Origin of the sequence: Mesorhizobium sp. B2-7-3 (genome assembly GCF_006440715.1) — a bacterium.
GTDB classification, from domain to species: Bacteria; Pseudomonadota; Alphaproteobacteria; order Rhizobiales; family Rhizobiaceae; genus Mesorhizobium; species Mesorhizobium australicum.
In genome coordinates this window covers 255,304-281,359 of record NZ_VFTY01000003.1, presented here as the reverse complement: position 1 = coordinate 281,359, position 26,056 = coordinate 255,304, and the positions used below count along the sequence as shown (strand labels likewise).

At 63.2% G+C, this 26,056-nt stretch carries 28 protein-coding genes; 19 read left to right on the top strand and 9 right to left on the bottom strand.

The genetic code is table 11. The features are described from left to right. Positions 1-56 precede the first annotated feature (56 nt). The 4 genes from FJW04_RS08790 (at position 57) to FJW04_RS08775 (ending at position 2,901) form a co-directional block, all read left to right on the top strand. The gene (locus tag FJW04_RS08790; protein ID WP_140713578.1) at positions 57-494 is read left to right on the top strand and encodes a DsrE family protein; all 438 of its coding nucleotides are present in this window, start codon (positions 57-59) and stop codon (positions 492-494) included. Between the two features lie 71 nt (positions 495-565). Continuing rightward, the gene (locus FJW04_RS08785) at positions 566-1,351 is read left to right on the top strand and encodes an SDR family oxidoreductase (protein ID WP_140713576.1); all 786 of its coding nucleotides are present in this window, start codon (positions 566-568) and stop codon (positions 1,349-1,351) included. 58 nt (positions 1,352-1,409) lie between these two features. Then, complete coding sequence (locus tag FJW04_RS08780) at positions 1,410-1,718, top strand: putative quinol monooxygenase (RefSeq protein WP_023770344.1); 309 nt, start codon at positions 1,410-1,412, stop codon at positions 1,716-1,718. A 79-nt stretch (positions 1,719-1,797) separates the two neighbouring features. Next, positions 1,798-2,901: an AbrB family transcriptional regulator gene (locus FJW04_RS08775; RefSeq protein WP_140713574.1), complete on the top strand. Its 1,104-nt coding sequence runs from the start codon at positions 1,798-1,800 to the stop codon at positions 2,899-2,901. A gap of 23 nt (positions 2,902-2,924) precedes the next feature. Here the strand turns inward: FJW04_RS08775 and FJW04_RS08770 are convergent, their stop codons facing one another. Next, complete coding sequence (locus tag FJW04_RS08770; protein ID WP_140665177.1) at positions 2,925-3,812, bottom strand: LysR family transcriptional regulator; 888 nt, start codon at positions 3,810-3,812, stop codon at positions 2,925-2,927. A gap of 147 nt (positions 3,813-3,959) precedes the next feature. On the opposite strand from FJW04_RS08770, the gene FJW04_RS08765 reads away from it, so the two are divergent. Beyond that, positions 3,960-5,495: an MFS transporter gene (locus FJW04_RS08765; RefSeq protein ID WP_140713572.1), complete on the top strand. Its 1,536-nt coding sequence runs from the start codon at positions 3,960-3,962 to the stop codon at positions 5,493-5,495. A 39-nt stretch (positions 5,496-5,534) separates the two neighbouring features. Here the strand turns inward: FJW04_RS08765 and FJW04_RS08760 are convergent, their stop codons facing one another. Continuing rightward, entirely contained in the window at positions 5,535-6,311 is a 777-nt protein-coding gene (locus FJW04_RS08760) for an alpha/beta hydrolase-fold protein (protein ID WP_015316013.1), read from the bottom strand. A 3-nt stretch (positions 6,312-6,314) separates the two neighbouring features. Further along, on the bottom strand, positions 6,315-7,484 hold the full coding sequence (locus tag FJW04_RS08755; RefSeq protein WP_140713570.1) for an ATP-grasp domain-containing protein: 1,170 nt from the start codon (positions 7,482-7,484) through the stop codon (positions 6,315-6,317). A gap of 401 nt (positions 7,485-7,885) precedes the next feature. Here FJW04_RS08755 and leuA point away from each other — a divergent pair, with 401 nt between their 5' ends. The 4 genes from leuA (at position 7,886) to FJW04_RS08730 (ending at position 13,413) form a co-directional block, all read left to right on the top strand. Beyond that, on the top strand, positions 7,886-9,625 hold the full coding sequence (leuA, locus tag FJW04_RS08745; protein ID WP_140665185.1) for a 2-isopropylmalate synthase: 1,740 nt from the start codon (positions 7,886-7,888) through the stop codon (positions 9,623-9,625). A gap of 251 nt (positions 9,626-9,876) precedes the next feature. Then, positions 9,877-11,652 (top strand): hypothetical protein, encoded by a 1,776-nt coding sequence (locus FJW04_RS08740; RefSeq protein WP_140713568.1) that lies wholly within the window; start codon positions 9,877-9,879, stop codon positions 11,650-11,652. A 237-nt stretch (positions 11,653-11,889) separates the two neighbouring features. After that, positions 11,890-12,690 (top strand): alpha/beta fold hydrolase, encoded by an 801-nt coding sequence (locus FJW04_RS08735; RefSeq protein WP_140713566.1) that lies wholly within the window; start codon positions 11,890-11,892, stop codon positions 12,688-12,690. Positions 12,691-12,798: 108 nt separating this feature from the next. Next, on the top strand, positions 12,799-13,413 hold the full coding sequence (locus tag FJW04_RS08730) for a hypothetical protein (RefSeq protein ID WP_140713564.1): 615 nt from the start codon (positions 12,799-12,801) through the stop codon (positions 13,411-13,413). Here the strand turns inward: FJW04_RS08730 and FJW04_RS08725 are convergent. Further along, the gene (locus tag FJW04_RS08725) at positions 13,397-14,326 is read right to left on the bottom strand and encodes a metallophosphoesterase (protein ID WP_140713562.1); all 930 of its coding nucleotides are present in this window, start codon (positions 14,324-14,326) and stop codon (positions 13,397-13,399) included. The genes FJW04_RS08730 and FJW04_RS08725 overlap by 17 nt on opposite strands. Before the next feature lie 53 nt (positions 14,327-14,379). On the opposite strand from FJW04_RS08725, the gene FJW04_RS08720 reads away from it, so the two are divergent. After that, a complete protein-coding gene (locus FJW04_RS08720; protein WP_140617642.1) occupies positions 14,380-14,877 on the top strand; it encodes an NUDIX domain-containing protein in 498 nt (165 codons plus the stop codon). Here the strand turns inward: FJW04_RS08720 and FJW04_RS08715 are convergent, their stop codons facing one another. Next, positions 14,878-15,870 (bottom strand): glutathione S-transferase family protein, encoded by a 993-nt coding sequence (locus tag FJW04_RS08715; RefSeq protein ID WP_140713560.1) that lies wholly within the window; start codon positions 15,868-15,870, stop codon positions 14,878-14,880. A gap of 267 nt (positions 15,871-16,137) precedes the next feature. On the opposite strand from FJW04_RS08715, the gene FJW04_RS08710 reads away from it, so the two are divergent. The 5 genes from FJW04_RS08710 (at position 16,138) to FJW04_RS08690 (ending at position 19,793) form a co-directional block, all read left to right on the top strand. After that, the gene (locus FJW04_RS08710; RefSeq protein WP_015316003.1) at positions 16,138-16,662 is read left to right on the top strand and encodes an N-acetyltransferase; all 525 of its coding nucleotides are present in this window, start codon (positions 16,138-16,140) and stop codon (positions 16,660-16,662) included. Positions 16,663-16,746: 84 nt separating this feature from the next. Continuing rightward, positions 16,747-17,508 (top strand): 3-hydroxyacyl-CoA dehydrogenase, encoded by a 762-nt coding sequence (locus FJW04_RS08705; protein WP_140713558.1) that lies wholly within the window; start codon positions 16,747-16,749, stop codon positions 17,506-17,508. Between the two features lie 111 nt (positions 17,509-17,619). Next, positions 17,620-18,381 carry a HugZ family protein gene (locus FJW04_RS08700; protein ID WP_140713556.1) on the top strand — a complete coding sequence of 254 codons (762 nt, stop codon included), beginning with the start codon at positions 17,620-17,622 and terminating at the stop codon, positions 18,379-18,381. A gap of 171 nt (positions 18,382-18,552) precedes the next feature. Next, on the top strand, positions 18,553-18,897 hold the full coding sequence (locus tag FJW04_RS08695) for a metalloregulator ArsR/SmtB family transcription factor (protein ID WP_015316000.1): 345 nt from the start codon (positions 18,553-18,555) through the stop codon (positions 18,895-18,897). A 101-nt stretch (positions 18,898-18,998) separates the two neighbouring features. Next, a complete protein-coding gene (locus FJW04_RS08690) occupies positions 18,999-19,793 on the top strand; it encodes an RNA methyltransferase (RefSeq protein ID WP_140713554.1) in 795 nt (264 codons plus the stop codon). A 46-nt stretch (positions 19,794-19,839) separates the two neighbouring features. On the opposite strand, the gene FJW04_RS08685 is transcribed toward FJW04_RS08690, so the two are convergent. Both FJW04_RS08685 and FJW04_RS08680 read right to left on the bottom strand, forming a co-directional pair. Then, on the bottom strand, positions 19,840-20,994 hold the full coding sequence (locus FJW04_RS08685; protein ID WP_140713552.1) for a hypothetical protein: 1,155 nt from the start codon (positions 20,992-20,994) through the stop codon (positions 19,840-19,842). A gap of 156 nt (positions 20,995-21,150) precedes the next feature. Continuing rightward, on the bottom strand, positions 21,151-21,687 hold the full coding sequence (locus FJW04_RS08680; RefSeq protein WP_224530344.1) for an EipA family protein: 537 nt from the start codon (positions 21,685-21,687) through the stop codon (positions 21,151-21,153). A 384-nt stretch (positions 21,688-22,071) separates the two neighbouring features. Here FJW04_RS08680 and FJW04_RS08675 point away from each other — a divergent pair, with 384 nt between their 5' ends. Together FJW04_RS08675 and FJW04_RS08670 are read left to right on the top strand one after the other, a co-directional pair. Beyond that, complete coding sequence (locus tag FJW04_RS08675; RefSeq protein ID WP_015315996.1) at positions 22,072-22,701, top strand: histidine phosphotransferase family protein; 630 nt, start codon at positions 22,072-22,074, stop codon at positions 22,699-22,701. 247 nt (positions 22,702-22,948) lie between these two features. Continuing rightward, the gene (locus FJW04_RS08670) at positions 22,949-23,317 is read left to right on the top strand and encodes a response regulator (protein ID WP_140713550.1); all 369 of its coding nucleotides are present in this window, start codon (positions 22,949-22,951) and stop codon (positions 23,315-23,317) included. Between the two features lie 122 nt (positions 23,318-23,439). On the opposite strand, the gene ctrA is transcribed toward FJW04_RS08670, so the two are convergent. Next, a complete protein-coding gene (gene ctrA / locus FJW04_RS08665) occupies positions 23,440-24,135 on the bottom strand; it encodes a cell cycle two-component system response regulator CtrA (protein WP_006203583.1) in 696 nt (231 codons plus the stop codon). A 451-nt stretch (positions 24,136-24,586) separates the two neighbouring features. On the opposite strand from ctrA, the gene FJW04_RS08660 reads away from it, so the two are divergent. Continuing rightward, positions 24,587-24,964, top strand: a complete 378-nt coding sequence (locus tag FJW04_RS08660; protein WP_140617636.1) for a flagellar export protein FliJ — start codon at positions 24,587-24,589, stop codon at positions 24,962-24,964. Positions 24,965-25,275: 311 nt separating this feature from the next. After that, a complete protein-coding gene (locus FJW04_RS30230) occupies positions 25,276-25,476 on the top strand; it encodes a hypothetical protein (RefSeq protein ID WP_246673763.1) in 201 nt (66 codons plus the stop codon). 177 nt (positions 25,477-25,653) lie between these two features. Here the strand turns inward: FJW04_RS30230 and FJW04_RS08645 are convergent, their stop codons facing one another. Beyond that, a complete protein-coding gene (locus tag FJW04_RS08645; RefSeq protein WP_006203587.1) occupies positions 25,654-25,929 on the bottom strand; it encodes a DUF1153 domain-containing protein in 276 nt (91 codons plus the stop codon). Positions 25,930-26,056: the final 127 nt, after the last annotated feature.

The following is a 26,056-nucleotide window of genomic DNA, read 5'->3' as shown; positions in this document are numbered from 1 at the left end:
TATTGCGGCCGCGGCCACGCAAATCGCGCTGGGCCGGCAAGCCAGGGAGGCACGCCATGCGCCGACGTGACATGTTCCACGCGGCTCTCGCCGGAGCCGGGACGCTTCTCGGCCTGCGGGCGGTGCAGGCGGCAAGCACCGAGCCTGCCAGGCTGAAGGTCGCCTATCACCTCAGCGACCTCGACAAGGTCAATTTCGTGCTCGGCAACATCAAGAACCACTATGAGGGCACGGGCGGCAACGTCGATATCGCGCTGGTCGTGCATGGTCCGGCGCTTGCCGGCTTCAAGTCGAAGGGCATATCGGCGGCGGTTTCGGGGCGCTTTACCGGTCTTGTCCAGCAAGGGCTCGACCCGCATGCCTGCGGCAATACCATGCACGGCATGGATATTACGCTCGCCGATTTGCTCGACGGCTTCCATGCCGCCGACAGGGGTGGCGTCGTCAAGCTCGCCGAACTGCAAAGCCAGGGCTATGTCTATCTCAGGCCTTGAAGCGGCACTGACTTGAATGCAAGGGTGGCAACACCCGCCAAGAAACTTGGAAATCCCCCGGAGGAACAGCAGTGCCAGAGACAGCCCTTGGTCTTGTCATCCCCGATCTCGCCGGCAAGGCGGTGCTGGTCACCGGCGCCTCGACCGGCATCGGCGCGGCGCTCGCGCTCGCTTATGCCGGGCAGGAATGCAAGGTGGCGCTGCACTACAATTCCAGCCGCGACGCCGCCGAGAAACTCGGCCAGGCCATCCGCGACGGCGGCGGTGAGGTGTTCCTCGTCCAAGGCGACTTTTCTCTCCCTGCCGATGTCGAACGCGTCGTCGAGGACAGCGCGCGGCATTTCGGCCGGCTCGACGGGCTGGTCAACAATGCCGGCGGCATGCTTGGCCGCGTGCCCTACGCCGAGCAGACCGAGGCGCATTACGACGCGGTGATGGACCTCAACGCACGCTCGGTGCTGACCGCCTCGCGCAAGGCGATCCCGTGGCTGAAAAAACAGGGCGGCTTCATCGTCAACACCTCGTCGATCGCCGCGCGCAACGGGGCGGGCGGCGGCGCCGGCCTTTACGGCTCGGCCAAGGCCTTCGTCTCCAACGTGACGCGCGGCATGGCCAAGGAACTGATCGGCTTCGGCATCCGCGTCAACGCCGTGGCGCCGGGCACCATCCTCACCCCCTTCCACGAACGCTATTCGACCGACGAGCAGATGAAGGGCATGGTCGCCACCATCCCGCAGGGCCGTGCCGGCACGGCGCAAGATTGCGTCGGCGCCTATCTGTTCCTCTCATCGGACCTGTTGAGCGGCTACGTCACCGGCCAGGTGATCGAGGTCAATGGCGGCCAGTTGATGCCTTGACCGGCGACCGGCATACTGGACACACTCCTTTCGCGCCAACCCAGGGGGAGACGAGGACATGTATGGACTGATCGGCAAGATGCGGGCGGCGCGTGGCCAACGCGACGCTGTCATGACCGTGCTGCGTGAGAGCACCGGTGCCCTGCCCGGCTGCCTGAGCTATATCATCGCCACCGATCCGGCCGATGCCGACGCGATCTGGGTGACCGAGGTGTGGACCGATCAGGCAAGCCACAAGGCCTCGCTGCAGCTTCCCGAAGTCCAGGCGGCGATCGCCAAGGCGCGCCCCTTCATCGGCGGCTTCGAATTCCAGGTGGAAACGCATCCGGTGGGCGGCTTCGGCTTGGCTGAAGCCAAAACGGGCTAAGGCGGGCGCCCGAGGCGGAAACATGTTTTTCACGCGCACTTGCGTTCGCATTTTTCGCGTCTGGGGTTAAGACCAGAACATGGATTCCGAGGCCGAGCAGCCAGCTTCCGACCAACCCGCCATCGAGCGCATGACGCGGCTGAGCAAGCCTTGGCAGTGGCTCATCCTGCTGGTCATCTCCGCGCTCTTCGCCGGCGCGCTGGAGCTCGCCGCATTGCCGGCGGCGCTGCTGATCGGACCGATGCTGGCGGCCATCGTCGCCGGCACCAATGGTGCCGCGGTGCGTGTGCCGCGGCTTCTGTTCGGCGCCGCCCAGGCTGTCGTCGGCTGCCTCGTCGCGGCTTCGATCTCGGCCGATATCTTCCCGGTCTTCTACAAGGAATGGCCGCTGTTCCTCGGCGTGGTGATCGCCACCGTCGCGGCCTCGAGCCTGCTTGGCTGGCTGATCAGCCGCTGGCGCATCCTGCCGGGCACCACCGCCGTCTGGGGTTCTTCGCCGGGGGCCGCCACCGCCATGGTGCTGATGGCCGGCGCCTTCGGCGCCGACCAGCGCCTTGTCGCCTTCATGCAGTATCTGCGCGTCATCTTCGTCTCGATGACGGCAGCCCTCGTCGCCAAGATGTGGGTCGACACCTCGGGCATCGAGGTCCCGCCCGTTATCTGGTTCCCCGAGATCGATCCGCAACCCTTCGCCGCCACCATCGGCATGGCGCTCATCGGCGGCCTCGCGGGCAGGCTTTGCCGGCTGCCTTCGCCCTTCTTCCTCGGCAGCTTCATCTTCGGCACAGTCATCCATCTCGGCCTCGGGGTGCCGATGCAATTGCCGCAATGGCTGCTGGCGGTCAGTTACGCGATGGTCGGCTGGGCGATCGGCCTGAACTTCACCAGGCCGATCCTGCGCCACGCGGCACGCGCTTTGCCGCAGATCATCGCTTCGATCATCGCGCTGATCGCGTTTTGCGGCGGCCTTGCCTTCCTCATCAGCCGGCTCGCCGGCGTCGACCCGCTGACCGCCTATCTGGCGACCAGCCCTGGCGGCATGGACAGCGTCGCCATCATCGCCGCCGCCGCGCAGAACGTCGACATCTCCTTTGTCATGGCCCTGCAGTCGGCGCGCTTCCTGATCGTGCTGCTTGTCGGCCCCAGCATTGCCCGGCTGGTAGCCAGAAGCATCCGGGAATGATGAGGGCTGCCACCAGGGCACCGCTATCGCGCGGCTGCCAGGCGTTCGGGCAGGAAATCGACGAAAACCCGCACCTTTGGCGACAGATGGCGATTGGAGGGCCATAGCATCCGGAACTGGCCACGGCCGTCGACATGATCGTCGAGCACGGTGCGCAGCCGGTCCTCGCGCAACGCGTCCCGCACCAGGAAATCGGGCATGCAGGCGATGCCGAGTCCGGCGATCGTGGCGCCTTTCAAAGCTTCCATGTTGTTGCAGGTCAACATTGAACGGATCAGCGGTTGGGCGCTCCCGGTAATGAACGGCCAGTCCAGCAGCCTGCCGCTGTTGAGATAGCGGAAGTTTATACCGAAATGCCTGATGAGATCCGCCGGCACACCGGGAGTGCCATGGCGATCGAGGTAGGAGGGAGCCGCGCACAGCAGCATGCGGAAGGGCGCAATGGGTCTGGACACCAATCGTGAATCAGGCAGCTCGCCGCTGCGGATGGCGACGTCGATGCCTTCCTCGATGACGTCGACGATCCGGTCGTTGAAATCGATATCGAGCTCGATCTCGGGATAGCGGGCCATGAACTCCGACAGCACCGGCAGCAAAAGATGGTAGGTGACGATCGGGGTGGAGACGCGCAACCGCCCACGCGGCGTCTCCCTTGTCCGCGACAGCATCGCCTCGGCATCGTCGATGTCGTCGAGGATGCGCCGCACGCGCTCGTTGAACAGCTTGCCCTCCTCCGTCAGGCCGATCCGCCGCGTGGAGCGCTGCAGCAGCCGCACGCCGAGTTCCTGTTCGAGCCGCGCGACGCTTTTGCCGACCGCTGAAGCGGAGATGCCGAGCGCCCGGCCGGCGGCGACGAAGCTGCCGAACTCGGCGGTGCGGGCGAAAGCCAGAAGGCCGCTGAGGCGATCCATCATGCTGCTCCATTCGAGCGTTTCCGTCCGTTATATCAGGATATTTAATACTATTATTCCTGATCTGTCTCTGACCTATCTTGGTCCGCATGATCGGCGCCGCGGTTGCGCGCATGCCAGCGCAGACCGCTCAGATAGGAAAAACCCATGACCTTGAAGACCACCACCGGCCCGGCCGAGCGATGGCTCGTGCTCCTGTCGGTATGCCTCGCCGCTATGACGATGCCTCTGACCTTCACCGGCCCGGCCGTCGCGCTCTCCCGCATCGCGGCCGATCTCGGCGGCAGCCCGATCGCGCTCAACTGGGTGACCAACGCCTTTATGCTGACCTTCGCCGCCAGCCTGATGGCGGCCGGAGCGCTGGCCGATAATCATGGCCGCAAGCGGATCTTCCTCGTCGGTCTCGCCCTCTACATTATCGCCTCGCTCGGCGCGATGCTGGCGTCCGACATCACCAGGTTCGACGTCTTCAGGGCCGCGCAAGGGCTCGGCAGTGCCTTGGCCTTCGCTGGCGGCGCCTCCGCACTTGCCCAGGAATTCGAGGGACCATCGCGGCTGCGCGCCTTCTCCTTTCTCGGCACCAGTTTCGGCATCGGGCTGGCCTTCGGCCCGATCGCCTCCGGCCTGCTCATCGCCGCCTTCGGCTGGCGGTCGATCTTTGTTCTGGTGATGGCGCTCGCGGCTGCCTCGGCAACCCTCGGCCTGCGCACCATCAGGGAATCGCGTGATCCGGATGCGACCGGCCTCGACTGGGCGGGCGCCACCACGTTCACCTTCGCGCTGGCCTCGCTGACCTATGGCGTGCTCCAGGCACCCCAGAGCGACTGGACCGACCCGCTGGTGGCAACGCTTCTCGGCGTCGCCGTCCTTTGCTTTGTGCTGTTTGTCGTCGCCGAGCGGCGCGTGCGCCGGCCGATGCTCGATCTCACCCTGTTTCGCTTTCCTCGCTTCGTCGGCGTCCAGTTTCTTGCGGCGGCGCCCGCCTATGGCTTCGTCGTCCTGCTCGTACTTTTACCGATCCGCTTCATCGGCATCGAGGGGATGAGCGAGATCAAGGCCGGGCAATTGATGATCTGCCTCTCCGGACCGTTGTTGTTCCTGCCCTTGCTCGCCGGCCAGCTGGCGCGCTGGATCGCTCCGGCCACGATCTGCGGCGTCGGCCTGCTCGTCGCGGCGGCCGGCCTGGTCTGGCTGAGCCTGACGCCCCCGGTTGAGGTTGCGCTGGTCGCGCCACTGATCCTGATCGGCGTCGGCATCGCCTTGCCTTGGGGGTTGATGGACGGGCTCGCCGTCAGCGTCGTGCCGACGGAGCGGGCCGGGATGGCGGTCGGCATCTTCAACACCACCCGTGTCGCTTGCGAAGGTGTGGCGCTGGCCATCGTCATGGCGACCCTGTCAGGCTTTACCGCCGCGCAACTCGCCGCTCGGGGCGCTGCGCCTTCCAGCGACGCGGCCGCCGCGGCGCAATTGCTGGTGACCGGCAATGTCGGTGGAACCGCGCACCATTTGCCGGCGGCTGGCGCCGCCGTGCTGGTCGAGGCCTACGAAACGGCGTTCGACAGGCTGCTGATCGTGCTGGCGGCAATCACCATCGTCACCGCCCTCGTCGTCTTTCTCGGTCTGCGCCGCGGATCCGCGGCGGAGCACCAGACCGCACCCCTGCCGGCCTGCCAGGAGGGGTAGGCGTCAGCCATTCGCAGGCCAGCTGAATATCAATGCACCTTAGTCCAGCCTGTGCATCAGATCGTCATCCAGCCAGCGGCCGAAGAAATAAGCCAGCTGCTTGTGCCACCACGGCCAGTCATGGCTGACGTCGCCGCCCCAATAGTCGACCCAGGCCGGAATGGATTTGTCGCGCAGTATCTGTTCCAGCTGGCGGGTCTCGACCAGCATGCGCTCTTCCCATGCGCCCTGCCCGCAGCAGAAGATCAGCCTGAGCGCCTTCAGCCGCGCCAGCAGTTTCGGGTCGACGATCCCTGGCAGATAATCGAGCGGCGAATTGTAGAAGATGTCGCCGTCGAGCGCCTTGCCGAAGAAATCGCGGGCCGAATAGACACCCGACAGCGAGATGACGCCGCTGGCGAGCTCGGGAAACCGGAAGACGAAGTTCGAGGAATGGTAGCCGCCCATCGAACAGCCCGAGAACAGCGGCTTCAACCGCCGTCCGCCATTGGCTTGCGCGGCGGTTTCCAGGAATTCCGGCAGCGCCTCCTCGCGCAGATAGCGGAAATAGGCCTCGTGCCGGTCGATGCGATGCACGGCATCGACATCCCTGGCGAAGAAGGATTCTGTATCGATGCCGTCGACGGTGAACAGCTGGATGCGGCCGGTATCGATGAACTCGGCGAGCGCCCCCGCTCCGCCGGAATCTTCGAACTGGTAGAACCGGCCCTGCGAGGTCGGGAACACCACCACCGGCCGGCCGGCATGCCCGTAGCGCTTGTACTCCATGTCGCGGCCGAGATTGCGGGCGAAGACCTTGTGATAGGAAATGTCCATGCCTCAACAAGCCTTTTCGGCGTGGATATAGGCCACCGCCTCGCGCAGATCAGCCTGATCCTTCGAGCGCATCTGGTAGGCGTAATTTCCCATGGCCCGGCTGAAAACCTCTTCTATCGGCTGATGATGGACGATCTTGTCGCGGTGGGCGGCTAGCACGTCCGCATGGCTGTGCAAATAGTCGAGGTGGCGCTTGCGGCTGGCATAGGCGGTGAAATACTTGCCCTCATAGGGGCCGCCGACGGCATCCTTGACCACCATGTCCGCCCATGCCGCGTAGACATCGATGTCGAACGTGTAGTTGATCGCGTCGGTCATCCAGGCGCCGGGCGGCCGCATGTTGACCTCCAGCGCGATGATGCGGTCGTCCCTGGTCTCGAACAGTTCGATGTGGAAAAAGCGCTCGCGCACGTCGAATGCTTTCAGGATCTTGCGGCCGGCCTCCTCGACGGCAGGCCTGATCCGGGGAAAGCAGGTGTAGCTCATGTGGCGGTCCTTGTTGACCACGTCCATGACGCTCTGGTCGTAGCGATGGCTGGCCGCCAGCACCACCTCGCCGTCGCGGTTGATCAATCCGTCATAGGTCACCACCAGCCCTTCGATGAACTGCTCCATGACGAAGGTCACGTCCTCCGGCTTGTCCCGGAAGAACTGGTCGAGCTCTTTCGCATTGGAGATCTTGAACGTGTTCGAAGCGCCGGAGCCCGAATCCGGCTTCACCACCACGGGGTAGCCGACGCGGCGAATGAAGGTCATGGCGCCGGCCCGGTCGGAGCATTTGCGCTGCGCGATCGTCTCGACACCGCTCTTGCGGAAGAAGGCGCGCATGCGGCTCTTGCGCTTCAGATTCTTCACGAAATCGAGCTTGGTGCCGTAGATGTTGAAGTCGGTGCGGATGTTGGCTTCCAGCTCCAGCCAGTGCTCGTTGAGCGATTCGAACCGGTCGATGCGGCCCCATTTGTGGATGAAATGGCCTATCGCCCGGAACACCGGCTCGTAATCCTCCATGTCGGCGACGCGATAGTATTCCGAAAGCGCGTGCTTCAGCTTGCCGTCGAGCGCATCGTAGGGCGCATCGCCAATGCCGAGCACGGTTGCACCGGCCTTCTTCAGCCGGTCGCAGAAATCGGCGCCATTGGCGGGAAAATGCGGCGAGAAGAACACGAAATTCATGAACGCCCCCTGCCGACGGCACCCCGCCGGAAGCCAAGTCTGGCGCATTTGCGGCGCGCGGGGAAGAGCATCCGCGTTAAGATAAAATTCGACGGGGGCCGGCCCGCTTGCCTCCAACAGGCCGCTCCTGTATGAGAGCGGCCATGAATACGCGCGCCACCACCGCTTCCCGTCAGACCGGCTTTGCCGGCGAGACCGTGCGCGCGCTTGCCTCGACCCTGCTTCTTCTCGGCCTTATCGGCGATCGCCGGGTTCGCTGAAGGAGCGCCCGGCGGTCGAACCGCCGCGCAAGCGCATGCTCCTTGGCAAATCATATCAAGCGAACGAAATTCTGGTAAAGGCGCCGCTTGGCTCCACATCCGCCTGAAAGGTGGACCCGCCAGCCGCCGGGAGAAACAACGATGAACGCACGAGAAGACATCCGCGCCAGCGAGGCCGCGACCGGCAAGCAAGTTGGCCGGGGCATGCCGGACGCAGCCCGCAAATATCAACCCTACCCGACCGTCGGCCTCACCGACCGGACCTGGCCCTCGAAGGTGATCGACAAGGCGCCGATCTGGTGCTCGGTCGACCTGCGCGACGGCAACCAGGCGCTGATCGATCCGATGGGCCACGAGCGCAAGGCGCGCATGTTCGGCCTGCTGCTCGACATGGGCTTCAAGGAAATCGAGATCGGCTTCCCCTCGGCTTCGCAGACCGATTTCGACTTCGCGCGCTGGTGCATCGAGCAAGGCAACGTGCCGGCCGATGTGTCGTTGCAGGTGCTGGTGCAGTGCCGGCCTGAACTGATCAGCCGCACCTTCGAGGCGCTGAAGGGCGCCACCAACCCGATCGTGCATTTCTACAACTCGACCAGCGAGTTGCAGCGTCGCGTCGTCTTCGAGAAAGATGTCGGCGGCATCAAGCGTATCGCGACCGACGCGGCCAAGATGATCACCGACATGGCTGCCAAGGCCGGCGGCGGCTATCGCTTCGAATATTCGCCGGAGAGCTTCACCGGCACCGAACTCGAGGTCGCTCTGGAGATCTGCAACGCCGTCACCGAGATCGTCAGGCCAACACCCGACAACAAGCTGATCATCAACCTGCCGTCGACGGTCGAGATGTCGACGCCCAACATCTATGCCGACCGCATCGAGTGGATGTGCCGCAATCTCGACAACCGCGAAAACCTGATCATCTCGCTGCATCCGCACAATGATCGTGGCACCGGCATCGCCACCACCGAACTCGGCTTGATGGCTGGCGCCGACCGCGTCGAGGGCACGCTGTTCGGCAATGGCGAGCGCACCGGCAATGTCGACATCGTCACCTTGGCGCTCAACATGTACACGCAAGGCGTCGATCCGGGCATCGACTGCTCCGACATCAACCGGATGAAGGATGTCTACGAATATTCGAACCAGCTGAAGATTCCCGAGCGCCACCCCTATGTCGGCGAACTCGTCTACACTGCTTTTTCCGGCTCGCACCAGGACGCCATCAACAAGGGCATGAAGGCCTTGAAGAAGGCCAACACACCGCACTGGGAAGTGCCATACCTGCCAATCGATCCGGCCGATGTCGGCCGCAGCTATGAGGCCATCATCCGCATCAACTCGCAGTCGGGCAAGGGCGGCATTGCCTATGTGCTGCAGGCCGATTACGGCCTCAATTTGCCGCGCAACCTGCAGATCGAATTCAGTCAGGCTATCCAGGCGATCACCGACGCCGAAGGCAAGGAAGTGCCGGCCAAGCGTATTCATGACCGCTTCCTCGAAACCTATGTCGACCAGCCTGGCGCCCGCCTGAAATTCCTCGATCATCACACTTACCCGGCCACCGAGGTGAAGGGCCGGCGCGTGGTCGAGGCGGTCATCCTCGACAACGGCAAGGAAGTGACGATATCAGGCACCGGCACCGGCCCGATCGACGGCTTCGTCGATGCGCTGTCACGCCATGTCGGCGTCGAGATGTCGGTGCTCGATTATTCCGAGCATTCGATGCAGCGCGGCTCGAATGCGTCGGCTATCTCCTATGTCGAGATGGAATATCCCGGCGGCAAGCTGTTCGGCGCCGGCATCAACACCAACATCGTCGCTGCCTCACTGGAAGCGGTAACGTCAGCGGCCAATCGTATCGTCGGCCGCAACGCGCGATAGTTTACCGTCGGCGCGAGAGCCGGGATTGGCTCTCGCGCCGCCATCCTTCGGGCCTGAACAAGGTCTTGGCATCCATGGGATTCAATAAGGATTGCTCCGGCATCCTGGCTATCCTGTCGCGCGCGGCTCATTAACCACCGGGAAAATATCCGGTGGGGTACGCGATCGCATAATGGGTGTATACTTGTATGGCGGTGCGGGCATTATATGATCCGTGCCTTAACCTGTGCCGACTTCGAGAGGATCGACACTTGCAGCATGCCACGCCTGCCGCCCCCGCAGTGCGCGAAACATTGGAGCGACTGCTTGCCAGCGAAACGTTCGGAAGATCCGAACGGGCACGCAAGCTGTTGCGTTATCTTGTCGAGCGCGAACAGGCAGGCGAAGCCGACAGGCTCAAGGGCTTTTCCATCGCCATGGATGTCTTCGGCAAGGACGGCGATTTCGATCCTTCGACCGATGCGGTGGTGCGGGTTCAGGCCGGCCGGCTGCGCGACTTGCTGCAGCAATATTTCGCCAATGAAGGTGTTGCCGAGCCTGTCCGCATAGCCATTCCGCGCGGCGGCTATGTCCCGGCCTACGAGCTCAATGCGATCCGCTTGCCTGAGACGGCCGAACTCGCCATCCAGACGGGAGCGGCGGCGGCTCCATCGGCGCAGCGCGGCACTGCCGAGAGTGCCATTGCGGCCCCCGCCTTACTGGCACCGATGGTTGCGCCGGCGCCGTCGGTGGCACGTCACCTCAGATTCTTCTGGATGGCGATCGCCGTCGTCATCGCCATGCTTGGTGTTCTGATCCTGCGTCAGGGCAGCGGTGCGCTGCTGGCAGGCGGCGACCTTGCGGCCACGCTTGAGACCGCAGGCCTCACCGGCAGCATCGAGCCGTCTCCCGCCAGCGAGGCCTTGCCGCTCGTCTACATCGCCGTCAAGGCCAGTGGCACGGATGCCAGCCGTGTCGCCGCATCGCTGCGCGCCGGCCTGAGCGGTTTCGATACGATCGACTTCATCGGTCGCGACGCGGTCGCCACGACCGATCCGGCCACCAATGCCACAAGCTTCATCTTCGATATTCTGCCTGGGCCGGATACGGGCGAAATCACGATTGAACTGCAGAGCGTGGCGACCGGACGGGTGCTTTTGTCGCGCAACCTGACCGCCGCCGACAGCGCACCGACCGCTGTCGAGAACCGTATAGCCGGCATCTTGACGTCCGCTCTTCCCGCTTCCGGCACGATCTACAGCTATCTCGAACAGAGCGGTATTCAGACCGTCCTCACGCAATGCCTGACGCTCAACGACAAATATTATCTCGACCAGAACGCCAGGACCCACGAGGCCGCCTATCGCTGCCTCGAAACCCTCGCCGAACGCGGCACCAAGTCATCACTGGTCTATTCGGAACTCGCCTCGCTGCACCTGGAGGCCGTGAACGACCACTACGCCTATCCGCCGGATGCCACGATCGAGAAGGCGATGACATTTGCCCATCGCGCCGTGCAGATGGGACCGACCAGTCCTTATGCGCATCGCTCCTACGGCTACATCAATTCGCGTCTTGGCAACGCTGACGAGGCGCTGCGCTGGATGCGCAAGGCCTATGACCTCAATCCCTACGATCTCGCCATGGCCGCAGCTTACGGCTATGGGTTGATTTTCGCTGGCAGGTATGCCGAGGGGACGCCGATCCTGGCCCAGGCGGTGGACGCCTCCAGCGGTCATCCGACATGGTGGGATTTCGGACTTTTCGCCGGCGAACTCATGCTTGGCGACACGAACAAGGCCGCCATCGCCAGTTCCTCTTTGAGAACAACCGCAACCAAATCGCACTATCTTGCAGCCCGGCTGATCGGTGCCAAGATCGCCGGCCAGGACAATCTGGCGCGCAAGCTGCTCGACGAGCTGACCGCCAAATTTCCGAAATTCACCGCCGATCCGCGCGCGACCTTCATCGACCGGAAATATCCGCCCGATCTGACCGAGCGGCTGGTTGGAGCCCTGCGCGCGGCGGGCCTCGGCAACGCGAGCTGACGTCCCACCAACGGGTTGTTTGGACCAACCGAATTGTTGTCGCCGAAAGTAGGTGGCAAACCCCCGATACGACGGATTTGTCGGCTTTGTCAGGCGACTTCGCAAGGTCGAGAGAGCGCAAACGCCAGTCGTCGCGAAAATTTTACTGGCCATCGTGCTGGACAAGGAGCAATCCAGCCGCATTCCCATCTTCCCGTCCCGTAATCTTCCCGTCCCGTAATAAGCTTTCACATTTCAATGATCGCATCGCTTCACGCCACCGAACAGGGTGCTGGCTCGAAGGCCATCGCCCTGCTGCATGGTTTTGGCGGCTGCCACGGTGTCTGGCACGAAGTGATCCCGTCGCTGTCGCCTGCGGTGCGCACACTCGCTTATGACTTGCCGGGGCACGGGCTGTCGCTCGATTTCCCCGGCGCCGACCCGGCCAAGGTGGCGGCAAGGGCCGTCCTGACCGATCTCGCCGCGCGATCGGTGAAGCGCGTTCATCTGGTGGGCCACTCGATGGGCGGCGCGGTGGCGACGCTGATGGCACTGGCCGAACCCGAAAGGGTGGCCTCGCTGACACTTCTGGCGCCGGGCGGCTTCGGCCCCGAGATCAACGGCCCGCTGTTGCGCCGCTTTGCCGCCTCATGGGATCCCTCCGACATCCGGGCGTGCCTAAGCGCGATGTCGGGACCGCTGACGCGCGCCGTCGACCGCACCGTGGATACCCTTCGCGACATGCGCGAGCGACCCGGCCAGGTGGAGAAACTCATCGAGATTGCTGCCGCCATGACCAGCGACGACCGGCAGGGCGTCATCCCGCACGACCGGTTGGACACACTGACCATGCCGGTGATGGTGGTATGGGGGAGCAATGACCCGATGCTACCCGTTACCCAAATGGATGGTCTGCCCGCGCGATTTCACGTGCACCACGTGCTGGAGGCTGGCCATATGCTGATCGAGGAGGCGCCCGATCTGGTCGCCGCGATCATCCAGCGCAACACGAACCGCCGCGCCAGGCCCTTGCGCCCGAAACTCGCTGCGACCGGCTGAGACGTCCCGCGCGGCACCAAGCGGGCGCCTTGCCGTCTTGATCTCGCGAGTGCATTTTGCCTTCGGCTGTGTTAACTGCCTGTTAACCAAACCCGCGAGGCCACGCCGATGAAGGACGCAGGCGAGAAGATCGATCCGTCAAAGAAACTGTCCGATGCCATCCGTGATGTGAAGAATGCCTTCGCTGACCGCGACGATGTCGTCGTCGACATGCGCGAGGCGCACCGCATGCGCCTGGACCTGCTGGCCGCGGACCTCGCGCCCGTCTTTGCCGACGTTCCAGCCGACATGGACAATTTCGACTTTGTCGTCTCCTCGGGGCTGCAGCCGCGCCTGTGGATCGACGCCGTCAGCCATGTCGCGATGGGACGCGACCGTCGCACCTACCGCTTCCTCAAGGATACACGCATTGGCCGGGTCGTGCTTGCCGAGTCGACCGAGATGAAGCCGGTCGCCGATTCCGTGACGCGTTATGTGGCCGAGCGCATCGTCGAGCGCCAGAGGATGATGGAAGGTGGCGTCGAGCCGGCGGTCGCCGGCATGAAACGCGCCCAGGTCGCGGAAGCCGAGCCACCGCTGCGAGCATCGACGCAAGGCAAGGGCTGGTCGGCCTTCCTGTCCGGGCTTGGGCTGGTCGCCGCCGGCGCGCTGGTTGGTCTGGCGGTGTCGGCCGCGCTGCTGTGGGACCGCATCTCGGCCATGGTTCTCAACTGGCGGCCATAGCCTCGCCGGGCTCGACCCCGAGTTCCAGGCTCTGCAGATCGGAAGGCGGTATTGACGGTCCGGTCAGACCGCGCCGCGTCAGGTGGATACGCCAGTTACCCTTTTCGCCGTCGATGTCGAACAGATTGTACTGTGCTGCCGGGTGATTGCCGCCCGGCGCCTGGCCGGCGGCGGCGACGCCGACGACCGGGATCTTTGCACCGCGAAGCCCAATCTGGAACAGCGACGGCAGATGCGAATGGCCGTGCAGCACAAGCTCCGCGCCATGGCGGCGGACGATTTTGTGGAAGCGGGCGATGCCGAACAGCCGCTTGTGCTGGGAGACAGCGCCCCGCAGGGGCGGATGATGGATCATGATCGCACGGAACAGCCCTTGCTTCGCCGTGCTCTCGAGTATCTTGCCGAGCCGAGCCGCCTGCCCCTCCATGAAAAAACCATTGGCCATGAAGGGCGCCGTGGCGCGCGCCGTCGAAACCCCGATCAGCGCGACATTGCCGCGCACGCGCAGATAGGGGAAGGCATTGCGGTCGACCGGCGTGTTGACACCGTCTCCGCTCATCCACGCCGCCCACGACCGGCAGACCTTGTCGAAGGCGCCGGGCACATAGGCATCATGGTTTCCCGGCACCACCGAAACGTCATGCGGTGGCCCCAACGTCTCCAGCCAGTGTTTGGCCATCTCGATCTCACCGTCGAGGGCCAGGTTGACGAGGTCGCCGGTGACGGCGAGATGGTCCGGATTTTGCGCCTTGATATCGGCGACGATGGCGTCGATGACGGCGTCGTGCATGTGGCGGCGGCGGTTGCGCTGCCAGTTGACATAACCGAGCACGCGCTTGGAGGCGAGATCGCGATAGGATACATCGGGCAGCGGCCCCAGATGGACATCGGAAATATGCGCGAGCCTGAACATCCCTCCTTCATAGGCGACGTGCGCGCCCCTTTCCACCCACGGTTTCGCTACTGATGGCGAGCGACGAGGAGGCTCCGTTCCGCCAGACCGGCTGGGCGGGTTTGAGGGCCCGGCTGTTCCATCTCTATTTCGTGCTGCGGCGGCCGATGACGCTCGGTGTGCGCGGCCTGATCCACGATGCCGCCACCAATTCCGTCTTCCTCATCCGCCATACCTATGTGCCCGGTTGGCAGCTTCCCGGCGGCGGCGTCGAGGTCGGCGAGACGATGGCCGAAGCGCTGGCGCGCGAACTTTACGAGGAAGGCAACATCCAGATCACGGACGCGCCGATTCTCAAATCGATGCATTTCAACCGCCGTGCCAGCCGGCGCGACCATGTCGGCTTCTACCTCGTCGAGCACTTCAGCCACACCGCACCGAAACTGCCAGACCATGAAATCGCCGAGGCCGGCTTTTTCCCGCTCGGTCGCCTGCCGGAGGGCACGACGCCGGCAACGCTGCGGCGGATCGCCGAAATTTTCGCCAACGTGCCTGCATCGCCCTATTGGTAGTCAGGCAGCAGCCCTTCCAAACCGCGCCCGATCATGCGGCGCGCCATAGTCGAGCGCCGGCCCGACCGGCACGATCCGGGTCGGGTTAATGGTCTCGTGGCTGCCGTAATAATGCGCCTTGATGTGGCGCAGGTTCACGGTCCCGGCGACGCCAGGCACGCTATAGAGGTCGCGCAGATAGTTCGACAGGTTCGGATAATCGGCGATGCGGCGCAGGTTGCACTTGAAGTGTCCGACATAGACCGGGTCAAAGCGCACCAGGGTGGTGAACAGCCGCCAGTCGGCCTCCGTGATGCGATCACCCACCAGGTAGCGCTGCCTGGAAAGGCGATGTTCCAGAGTATCGAGCGCCGAAAACAGCGCGCCGAACGCCTCCTCATAGGCCGCTTGCGTGGTGGCGAAACCGGCTCGATAGACGCCATTGTTGACGGCGGGATAGACCAGCCCGTTGATCGCGTCGATCTCGCCGCGCAAGGCCTCGGGGTAGAAGTCGAAGCTGGCGTCGCCCCATTCGTCGAAGGCCGAATTGAGCATCCGGATGATCTCGGAGGATTCGTTGGAGACGATCGTCTGTTCCTTCTTGTCCCACAGCACCGGCACCGTCACCCGGCCTGAATAGGCAGGATCGGCCTTGGTGTAGATCTGGTGCAGGAAGTCGAGACCATAGAGCGTGTCGCCGGTGGCGCCGTCCTCGGCGAGAAACGTCCAACCGTCCGCGCCCATGAAATGGTGAACCACCGAGACGGAGATGATGCCTTCCAGCCTCTTCAGCGTGCGAAAAATCAGCGTCCGGTGCGCCCAGGGACAGGCGAGTGAGATGTAAAGGTGATAGCGGCCGGGCTCCGCCTTGAAGCCGCGGCTGCGGCCTTCGGCGGGTTTGCCGTCGTGCGTGATCCAGTCGCGCCATTGCGACTGCGCCCGCACGAACTTGCCGCCACTGTTCTTCGTGTCGTACCAGCGGTCCTGCCATTTGCCGTCGACGAGCAATCCCATGAATTGTCCTTTCGCGTTTCCCGTCATGTAGGGCGCGATGCGGTAAAGCGGAAATCATCCTGGGCTGAACAGATCGTCAATCGGTAGTGCGAGCGAACGGGTCGATTGCGGCGGCGCAAAATTGATGCTAGCGGACACTCCGCATGTTCGACTTTGCTTTGATCCGGTTTGACCGACGACGAAAGGGCGCCCGCGCTTGATGAAGCGCTGACTGGCGAATGCTGCCGTTTGCAGCAACCTTTCCTCCTCTACCGGAACGCAAAGACCATGAGCCTTGCCGACGTGAAATACCTGCCGGAAACTCCGGCGCATGACCCTCAAATCGAAGCCATTAACGACGAGGCCTTCGGCCCCGGCCGTTTCGTGCTGGCCGCCTACAAGATCCGCGAGGCCGGCGGCCACGAGCGCGCCCTGTCCTTTGTCGCGGTCGACGGCGACCTCGTCGTCGCCTCTGTGCGCATGACCCGCATAGCGGCGGGGGCCGGCCGGGCGCTGATGCTTGGGCCACTCGCGGTGCGGCCGGCCTTCAAGAACCTCGGCATCGGCCGCCGGCTGGTAGCGATCGCGCTGGAGGCGGCCGCCAAGGCTGGCGCGCCGGCCGTCATCCTGGTTGGCGACGAACCTTACTACGGGCCGCTCGGCTTCAAGCGCATCCCCCGTGGTCAGATTTCCATGCCAAGGCCTGTCGACCTCGACCGCCTTTTGTCGCACGAGATCACGCCCGGCGCGGTTGCCAGGCTTTCCGGCGAGGTCGGTCACGCCAGCCAGGCCAGGGCCGCCGAGCACGTCTAGGCGATGGCTTGACCCGGCCCTCCAATCCGGGCCTGATCCGTCCCTGTTTGATAGCAAGCCCATTCTCACGGGAAGGATGACGCCATGAATCCCAGCGGCCAGATAGCAATCGTGACCGGCGGCGGCTCCGGCCTTGGCGAGGCAACCGCTCGTGCGCTTGCCGCCAAGGGAGCCAACGTTGCCATCTTCGATGTCGGCATCGAGCGCGCGGCCAAGGTCGCGGCCGAGATCGGCGGCATCGCCGTCCAGTGCGACGTCGCGAGTGCCGACAGTGGCGTCGCCGCCCTGGCCGAGGCTGCCACCAAGCTGGGCGAGCCGCGCATCCTGGTCAATTGCGCCGGCATCGCCATCGGCGTGAAGACGATCGGCAAGGATGGACCGCATCCGCTCGACCAGTACCGCAGGGTGATCGAGGTCAATCTGATCGGCACGTTCAACATGATCCGCCTGGTCGCCGACCGCGCCGCGAAACTCGAGCCACTGCGGGGCGGCGAGCGCGGCGTCATCGTCAACACCGCTTCGGTCGCCGCCTATGACGGCCAGATCGGCCAGGCGGCCTATTCGGCTTCGAAGGGCGGTGTCGTCGGCATGACGCTGCCGGTGGCGCGCGATCTCGCCCGATCCGGCATTCGGGTCTGCACCATCGCGCCCGGCATCTTCAAGACGCCGATGATGGCCGGCATGCCGCAGGAGGTGCAGGATTCGCTGGGCGCCGCCGTGCCTTTCCCGTCGCGCCTCGGCGAACCATCCGAATATGCCGCGCTTGCCTTGCACATCGTCGAAAACCAGATGCTGAACGGCGAGACCATCCGCCTCGACGGCGCCATCCGCATGGCGCCGAAGTAAGGCGTGTCGCCCCAAGCTGCGAAGCGGTTTGCGCGGGCACCTCCCCTTGCCAAGTCCGGCATCATCGGCTGACAAGTGGAATAGGAAATCAACTTGGCAGGGCGAGAAACCTTGGACGATCGAAAGAAGGATGTCATCCGCGAGACCGACGCCGAGGCGATCCGCCTGGCGAAAACGCTTCTGCGCAGTGCCCGTTTCGGCGCCCTGGCGGTGCTGGAACCGGGGACCGGGGCGCCGCTGGCGAGCCGGGTCGGCGTCGCCACCGACATTGACGGCGCACCGCTCATCCTGGTGTCGATGCTCGCGGCGCACACGTCGGCCCTGCTTGCCGATCCGCGCTGTTCCCTTCTGCTCGGGGAGCCCGGCAAAGGCGATCCGCTGGCGCATCCGCGGCTGACGCTGGCCTGCCAGGCCTCGCGGCTGGAGCGCGGCTCGCAGGCCCAAGCTCGCGCCGCGCGCCGCTATCTCAACCGCAATCCCAAGGCGAGCCTCTATGCCGGGCTCGGCGACTTCTCAATCTTTCGCCTCGAGCCGCAGCGCGCCAGTCTCAACGGCGGCTTCGGCAAGGCTTATCTGCTCGACCGGGCCGATCTGGTCACCGCCGGGCCGATTGTCGAAGAGCTCGCGGCGAGCGAACAGTCAGCCGTCGAGCAAATGAATGCGGACCATCTCGACGCGATCGCCAACTACGCCCATCATTTTGCCAAGGCGCCAGGTGCTGGCTGGAGCATCGCCGGGCTGGACGCCGATGGCATGGATCTGGTGTCCGGGGACGATGTTTGCCGGGTATTCTTCCCACAACCACTGGCGACTGCGCAGGAATTGCGTCCCGTTCTGGTTGAAATGGCGAGGGCCGCCAAGGCGGCATCCTAGGCGCAAAGCGAGATTAAATTGCATTTGATCAAAAGCAACGCTTGAGATTTGAAAGAAATGTTCTAGGCTTTAGGTGTGGTGCTGACTCGTCGGCACCTTCACACGTGAATTTATGGATTCAGGCGCCATTGCCCCCATGGCGCCTCGATGAGCAAACAGCATGGGGCATCAATGGTCTCGACAAAGCTAATCGCCAACGCCGAATCAGCTGCCGAATTTCTGATGCTGATGGGCAACGAAAAACGGCTGTTGATCATGAGCTATCTGATCGACGGCGAAATGTCGGTCGGCGCCATCGCCGAAAAGGTGATGCTTAGCCAATCCGCCCTCTCGCAGCATTTGGCCAAGTTGCGGGCGCTGGACCTCGTGGACACCCGCCGCGATCGCCAGATGATCTACTATTCCTGCAAATCCGATGCCGTGCGCGAACTGCTCGCCATGCTGGAAGGCATTTTCGGCGGCGGCAAGGAGGATCTGTCCCAAATGGCGCAGAGGTTGCGCCGCGCCGGGACTTGACCGGACGCTGCCGCGGTCGTTTACCTCGCTGACGATTTCCGGAGCGTGGTTGGTGTGTCTTTCCCGGCGCACGGACCGCGCTTTCCATTGTTGAGCGGGACATGGACCCAATTCGCATCGACGATCCACGCGATCCGCGCGTCGCAGCCTATCTCGATATTCGCGAGCGCGATCTGGCGGGCCGGCAAGGCCGCTTCGTCGCCGAGGGCAAAGTGGTGCTCGACCTGCTTTTGTCGTCGAGCCGCTTCACCGCCGAATCCATCCTGATCCTGGAAAACCGGCTTGGCGGCCTGGAGGAGGTGCTGCGCAAGGCGCAAGCGGACCTGCCGGTCTACGTCGTCGCCAGCGGGGTGATGGACGCGATTGCCGGATTCCACATGCACCGCGGCATCCTGGCCATCGGCCGCAAGGAGACGCCGCAGCCGGCCGGGTCATTGCTGGATGCCTTGCCCGCTCAAGCCCTGATCGTCGTGCCTGTCGGCATCGCCAACCACGACAATATGGGTTCGATCTTCCGCAACGCCGCCGCTTTCGGCGCCAATGCGGTGCTGATGGACGGGACATGCTGTGATCCGCTGTACCGCAAGGCGATCCGGGTTTCGGTCGGCGCCGCGCTCAAGATCCCTTTTGCGTCCTTCACCGACACCGCGGGCTTCACCGCGGAGCCCGACCGCCGGGGCTATGACCAGTTCGCATTGTCACCGCGCGGCCGGATCGACATACGCGATGCACGGCGCGGCGAGCGGCTGGCACTCTATCTCGGCACCGAGGGCGAAGGCCTGCCCGAAAGCCTGCTTGCCCGCCTGCAAACCGTGCGGATCACCATGTCGAAGGGCTTCGACAGCTTGAACGTCGCTGCCGCCTCGGCCATTGCCCTGCATCATTTCTCGCGCTGACGATCATGTGAGCCAGGACACGGCGAAAGCGTCAGCCTGCACGGCGTCAGTTGGCTTCTGCTTTCTGCAAGGCGCGCACGCGATCGGCGAGGCTGCGGTCGTTGCCGGCAGAGCGATTGTCCTGCGGCGCGGCGAGCGCCTTGGCGATTGGTGAATCGGGGCCTTCGAGCTTGGCCGTCAGGTGGACCACCTCCGCCGCCAGCTCATTCATCTGCTCGCGCAGAGCGGCACCATTGCCGTTCGTCAAACCCGACGATGCCGCGGCGCCGAGATCCGCCTTGAGGCGCTTGTTCTCGCGCGCCAGCGCCGTCAGCCTGGCCTCCAGCCGTTCGCGGTCGCCGTCAAGCTTGGCAATCGCCCGGTCCAAATCGTCGCGCTTGCCGGCCTCCTCGTGCCGGGCCGGCTCATCTGGCTTGCCGACCAGCCGCAGGGCCGGTGCGCCGTCCTCGGTTTTCGATTTTTCCCGCAACCGCGCCAATTCCTTTTCCCGCCGATCAAGCTTGTCCTCACGGTCGGCGAGCGTTGCGAGCAGCCGCTGGACCTTCTTCTCGAGTTCAGCGGCCCTTTTCTTCTCGGCCTTCAGGGCATCGCGCGCGGCCTTGCTTTCGGCCATGATCTCCTGGCTGCGCCGATCCGCTTCCTTGCGCTGGCCGCGCAGCAGCAAGATATCGCTGGCAAGCTTCTGCAATTCGGATTCGCGGGCCACGAGTTCGATCTGGCGGCTGCTGGAGGCAAAACTGGCGTCGTCATACATGTGCTCCAGCTTCTCGAGATCGAGCGCCCGCCTTTCCAGCTTTCGTTTGGTTTCCTTGAGCCGCTCCGAAAGCTGATGCAGTTCCTCTTCGCGCTGTCGAAGCGCTTCGTTCTTGGCGCCGAGTTCGGCGAGCGCGTGGTCCTTGTCCGTGCGCTCGACCGCCAGCGCCTTCAGCGCCTCGCGGCCGCGATTGATCTCGACGAGTTGTTCGGCCGCCTTCTCGCGCAGCGTCTTGACGTTGATTTCGAGGCGCCGCGTCGTCATGGCGTATTCGGCCCGGATCCGGTCCTTGTCGGCCTGGATCTCGGCTTGCGTCAGCGGAATGGAGGCCTCGATGCGCCTGCGGGTCAGTGCGACGGCACGCCGCCAGACGGCGGGAGCCACCATCAGCGCCAGAAAGCCGGCACAGAGAAAGCCGAGGGCAAAGAACAGGACCGACTGAACCAAAGGACTACCCGTTATCGACGACAACTTGGAAGGCTGGACCGTGCCATCTTGGCATGGCGGAAATCCGGCACCGCGGCAAGGGCTTGCCGCGGCCCATTCGGGTCGTCGGTTGAGGAATCCGGTCGAACCGTCCGTGATTCGCTCATATCGGCCGGATCAGAACGGATTCCAGGTCGCCCGCTCGGTCAGTTTCAGGTAGCCCAGATTGACGCCGAGCCGGGCGCCGACGCCGGTACGGATCGGCACCAGCAGCACATTGTTGTTCTTCAGCACGTTGAAGCCGACACCCGCCACCACATAGGCCGAACCGGCGACGCCGCCATAGCGATTGTAGAGGTTGCCGACATCGTCGAGATTGTAGACCAGCATCATCACGCGTGACCCCTCGCCGCCGAAATCCCAGCCCAGCGACGGGCCTTGCCAGAACACTTTGTGATCGCCGGCATTCTTGGTGTAGAGCGTGCCTTCGCCATAGGTCAGGCCGCCGATCAGCGCACCGGATCCCTCCTCCCCAAGCAGGTAGCCATTGGGCAGACCGTAGGAGGCGAAAATCTTCTCCACGACGGTGGCCAACCCGCCCGACGTCGCGCCGAAGAACTTGTGGCCGGAATCGACAATCTCCTGAGCGGTGTACTCCTGCGCCCGCAGAGGCGATGTCGAGAAGACGAGAACGCCCATGAGCGCGATCGCCATTGAGAGGACACGGAGAAAACTCCGGTCATAGATTCGGGAAAACATGCTTCCAATCTCCGTCATGAAGCACTTTCGCCGACGCCTCGCATCCGTACAGCTCTTTAGGCGGCCGTTAAGGATGACGTTAGGGGCAAACTATGCCGTAATCCTTTTTCAACCATTAAACTCCCACATGAAGATGGCGGTTCGAAGGCTCTTGGCCGCTCGAGGGGACACGCAGCCTGCGTGAACGCGCCATATGCCATGACGGCAATTTTGGATTTGTTGCTGCACGCACGGGCGCTGTGTATTCAGAAAGCCTTGGGTTGAAGCGTGATTCGTGTGGGCAGGCGCGAAGATCGATCGCTCGGCCGTCAAATGGAAGATTTTGCAGGGATTTCGCCGATGGCCGATCTGTTCACCCTTACCGCTCCCGACCTGGCGGCACTTTTATGCAGCCGCGTCTGCCACGACATCATCTCGCCGGTCGGCGCGATCAACAACGGGCTTGAACTGCTCGACGAGGGCGGCGCCGACGAAGACGCCATGCGGCTCATCCGTCAGAGTGCAAAAAACGCTTCGGCGCGTTTGCAGTTCGCCCGCATCGCCTTTGGCGCGGCCGGCTCGGCGGGCATGATGATCGACACCGGAGATGCCGAGGCCGTCGCCATCGCCTTCCTCAAGAACGAAAAGCCGGAATTGGTCTGGAATGGAACTCGCGCGCTGCTGCCCAAGAACAAGGTCAAGCTGCTGCTCAACCTGCTGCTGGTCGCCAACGCCGCCATTCCGCGCGGCGGCAAGCTGGTCGTGACGCTCGAGAATCTCGAAACCGAGCCGCGTTTTTCGCTTTCGGCAAGCGGGCCGATGCTGCGTGTGCCGCCGAAATTCCTCGAACTGCACTCCGGCCACAAGCCGGAAGAGCCGATCGACGCGCATTCGGTGCAACCTTATTACACGCTGCTGTTGGCCCGCGAGGCCAACATGACGATTTCGATTCACGCGACGCCTGAAGAAATCGTCCTCTCAGTGGCCTGAAAGTCGGCGCCGGCAGCGCGACCAAACGAAGTATTTCAGTCTGAAATATTTCATTGACGCCACAATCGCGGCGCGATGATCTTTGCCCGCTCGTCGACACCGAAGCATCCGCAAGGAAAAACCCGCCGAACGGTTTCTTTGCAAAAATTTTACCTAACGGCTTTTCGGCTTCTTTACCAGATCAGTCTAGGCTGCACCGTAGATGCCCCGCACGACCGGATCGCCCAAGGGCAAAGAGGACGCGGAAATGAAACGCTGCATGTTCGTCGACGATTCAAGCGTCATCAGGAAGGTTGCAAAACGCATCCTGGGCGGTTCCGACATGATGGTCATCGAGGTGGCCAGCGGGCTTGACGCACTGGAGATGTGCGCCGCCGACATGCCCGACATCATCGTCATCGACGGCGCCTTGCCGGATATGCAGGCGGTCGACCTCATCCGGCGCGTGCGCGCCATGGAAAGCCCGATCCGGCCGCAGATCCTGATCTCGCTGGTCGAACTCGATATCGCGTCGATCATGCGAGCCAAGCGCGCCGGCGCCCAGGGCTATCTGTTGAAGCCCTTCAATCGCCCGCAACTGCTCGAACGTTTTCGCGCCTTGAAAATCGCTGCCTGAACGGAAGCTGTTCCAGGCAAACCGCGCGGTGGTCTGTCGTGTCGCACAAAAACAAATAATTGCTCCACAATGCAAAAAACCCGGCCAAGCCGGGTTTTTTAGAAGTGCCTTGCCGGCTGCGCTCAGGCGCTGACGCGGATATCTTCCGGTTCGCGCAGCACATAGCCGCGGCCCCAGACAGTCTCGATGTAGTTCTGGCCCCCGGACGCGGCGTCGAGCTTCTTGCGCAGCTTGCAGATGAAGACGTCGATGATCTTCAATTCCGGCTCGTCCATGCCGCCATAGAGGTGGTTGAGGAACATTTCCTTGGTGAGCGTGGTGCCCTTGCGCAGCGAGAGCAGCTCCAGCATCTGGTATTCCTTGCCGGTGAGGTGCACGCGCTGGCCGCCGACTTCGACGGTCTTGGCGTCGAGGTTGACCACCAGGTCACCGGTGGTGATGACCGACTGGGCGTGTCCCTTCGAGCGGCGCACGATGGCGTGGATGCGCGCCACCAGCTCGTCCTTGTGGAACGGCTTGGTCATGTAGTCGTCGGCGCCGAAGCCGAGGCCGCGTACCTTGTCCTCGATGCCGGCCATGCCGGAGAGGATGAGGATGGGCGTCTTTACCTTGGAGAGGCGAAGCGTTCTCAAGACCTCGTAGCCGGACATGTCCGGCAGGTTGAGATCGAGAAGGATGATGTCGTAGTCGTAGAGCTTGCCCAGATCGACACCCTCTTCGCCGAGGTCTGTCGTATAGACGTTGAAACTTTCCGATTTCAGCATCAGCTCGATGCTTTGTGCGGTTGCACTGTCATCTTCTATCAGCAGAACACGCATTTCATTCCCCTTTTCTGCCGCCGGACCATTTCACGACCCGTCCTGTCCCGGAGCAGTGGTTGCCTTGTGCAGAGGCTGCCATCGAATGGTTAACAAAACCTAATTTCCCGTCCAATACGGTATCAGATTTTTTAACCCCTTTCTACACCCTCTTGAATCTAATAACGAATCACAGACCAAAATTCCTAATGCAGCACATTAATAACCCGGACTAAGTGACTCCAGGGACTCATCGACGCGGCTTCGCTTCGGCGGCCGGAATTTTTACCCGGCCTTAAGCCCTGACCCGTATGATTAACAATGCCCGTAAACGAATGGTTACCGTCGGCAAAAAACTTTAGGGTTTTGTTTCCCATAGTGTGGGGAAAGCCGGTGGATACGGGCAGCGCTTGGACCTTTCCAGGTGGTTTGGACGATATGTGCGGGTGTGCGTTTCCGGGAGTACCGAATCATGAAGTCACGTGAAAACCTCGTTCGGCTGAAGCAATTTCAGGTGAATGAGAAGCGGCGCCAGCTGCTGCAGCTCGACATGATGATCGCCGAGTTCGAGCGCATGGCCGTCGAATTGGAGCTTCAGATCACCGCCGAGGAAAAGAAAGCCGGCATCACAGATATCAATCATTTCGCCTATCCGACCTTCGCCAAGGCGGCGCGCCTGCGCCGCGACAATCTCAGGAACTCGCAAGGCGACCTCGCCCAGCAGCGAAGCGCCGCCGAATCATTACTCGGCGAAGCTGAAGCGGAGCTTTCCAAGGCTGAGATGCTGGAATCGCGCGATACCAAGGTTCGCGAGACCGAAACTGGCGGCCGCAGCGCCATGATCGGCTGAGTCGGCCGACATCGGCGCTATTTGGCGCACAAGCGCGCGCCCTGTCAGGCGACAGCTCGAACCGGCAACAGCAAGCCGCCGCGGAAGCGCTGCTGGCACGCAAGACCTACGCCGCCCAATCCTCCTTTTTGGCGCTGGCCCTCGCCCGGGCATCCCTAATATCAGGCCAGGTCGTGGGCGAGTTCGGTCAGTTCATATTCGACGCGTGGCAAGCGCGCCATTGTGCAGCCGGCCTTTGCGCAGCGCGCAGACCACCAGACCGAGCCATTTGCTGGCCAATAGACCGTTACTCTCCAAGCAGGAGAGATTTAATGGGTGCCATTACCCAGAATTCAGTTGGCGGACCCGACGTTCTTGTCACCGCTGAATTGCCCGATCCCACGCCGCAGGCCGGCGGCGTGCTGGCGTCACTGCTGAACGTCAACGACGCCGCGCGCGCCGACGCCAGTTCGCGCGATATCAGGGTCGAGCGCATGTCGGTGGTGCCCGACCGCCCGCGCTCGCCGGCTTGATCGACGCGCAAAAGCCTGCCGTCCATGTGGCCAGGACTTTTCCGCTCGACCAGGCGGGAGTCGTCCACGCCTTTCTCGCAACCAAGCCGATCGGCAAGGTAGCGCTGACGGTCTGAGCGGCGACACTGAAAGCAAAGGGCGCGGCATGCCGCGCCCTTTGCTTGTGGTGAGACCGGCCTAGTGCCGGTACTGCTGGATACGCGTGGTGCGCAGCCCGGCAAGGCCATATTCGTCGATCGACGCTTGCCAGGACAGGAATTCCTCCGTGGTCAGCTTGTAGCGCTGGCATGCCTCTTCAAGGCTCAAAAGCCCGCCGCGCACTGCTGCAACCACCTCCGCCTTGCGCCGGATAACCCAGCGACGCGTGTTCGTCGGCGGCAGATCGGCAATCGTGAGAGGGCTGCCGTCAGGCCCGATAACATACTTGACTCTAGGTCTAACCAGATCGGTCATCGTACTCTCTACAAAAAACTCAAAGACCCAATCCCCGCCACGTTACCGCCACAGCTTTAAAAATTGCCTAAGCAGACCCTAATGACTAGGTAAGGATCGTGAACGCCGCGTTAGTCTTTTAGCGGGC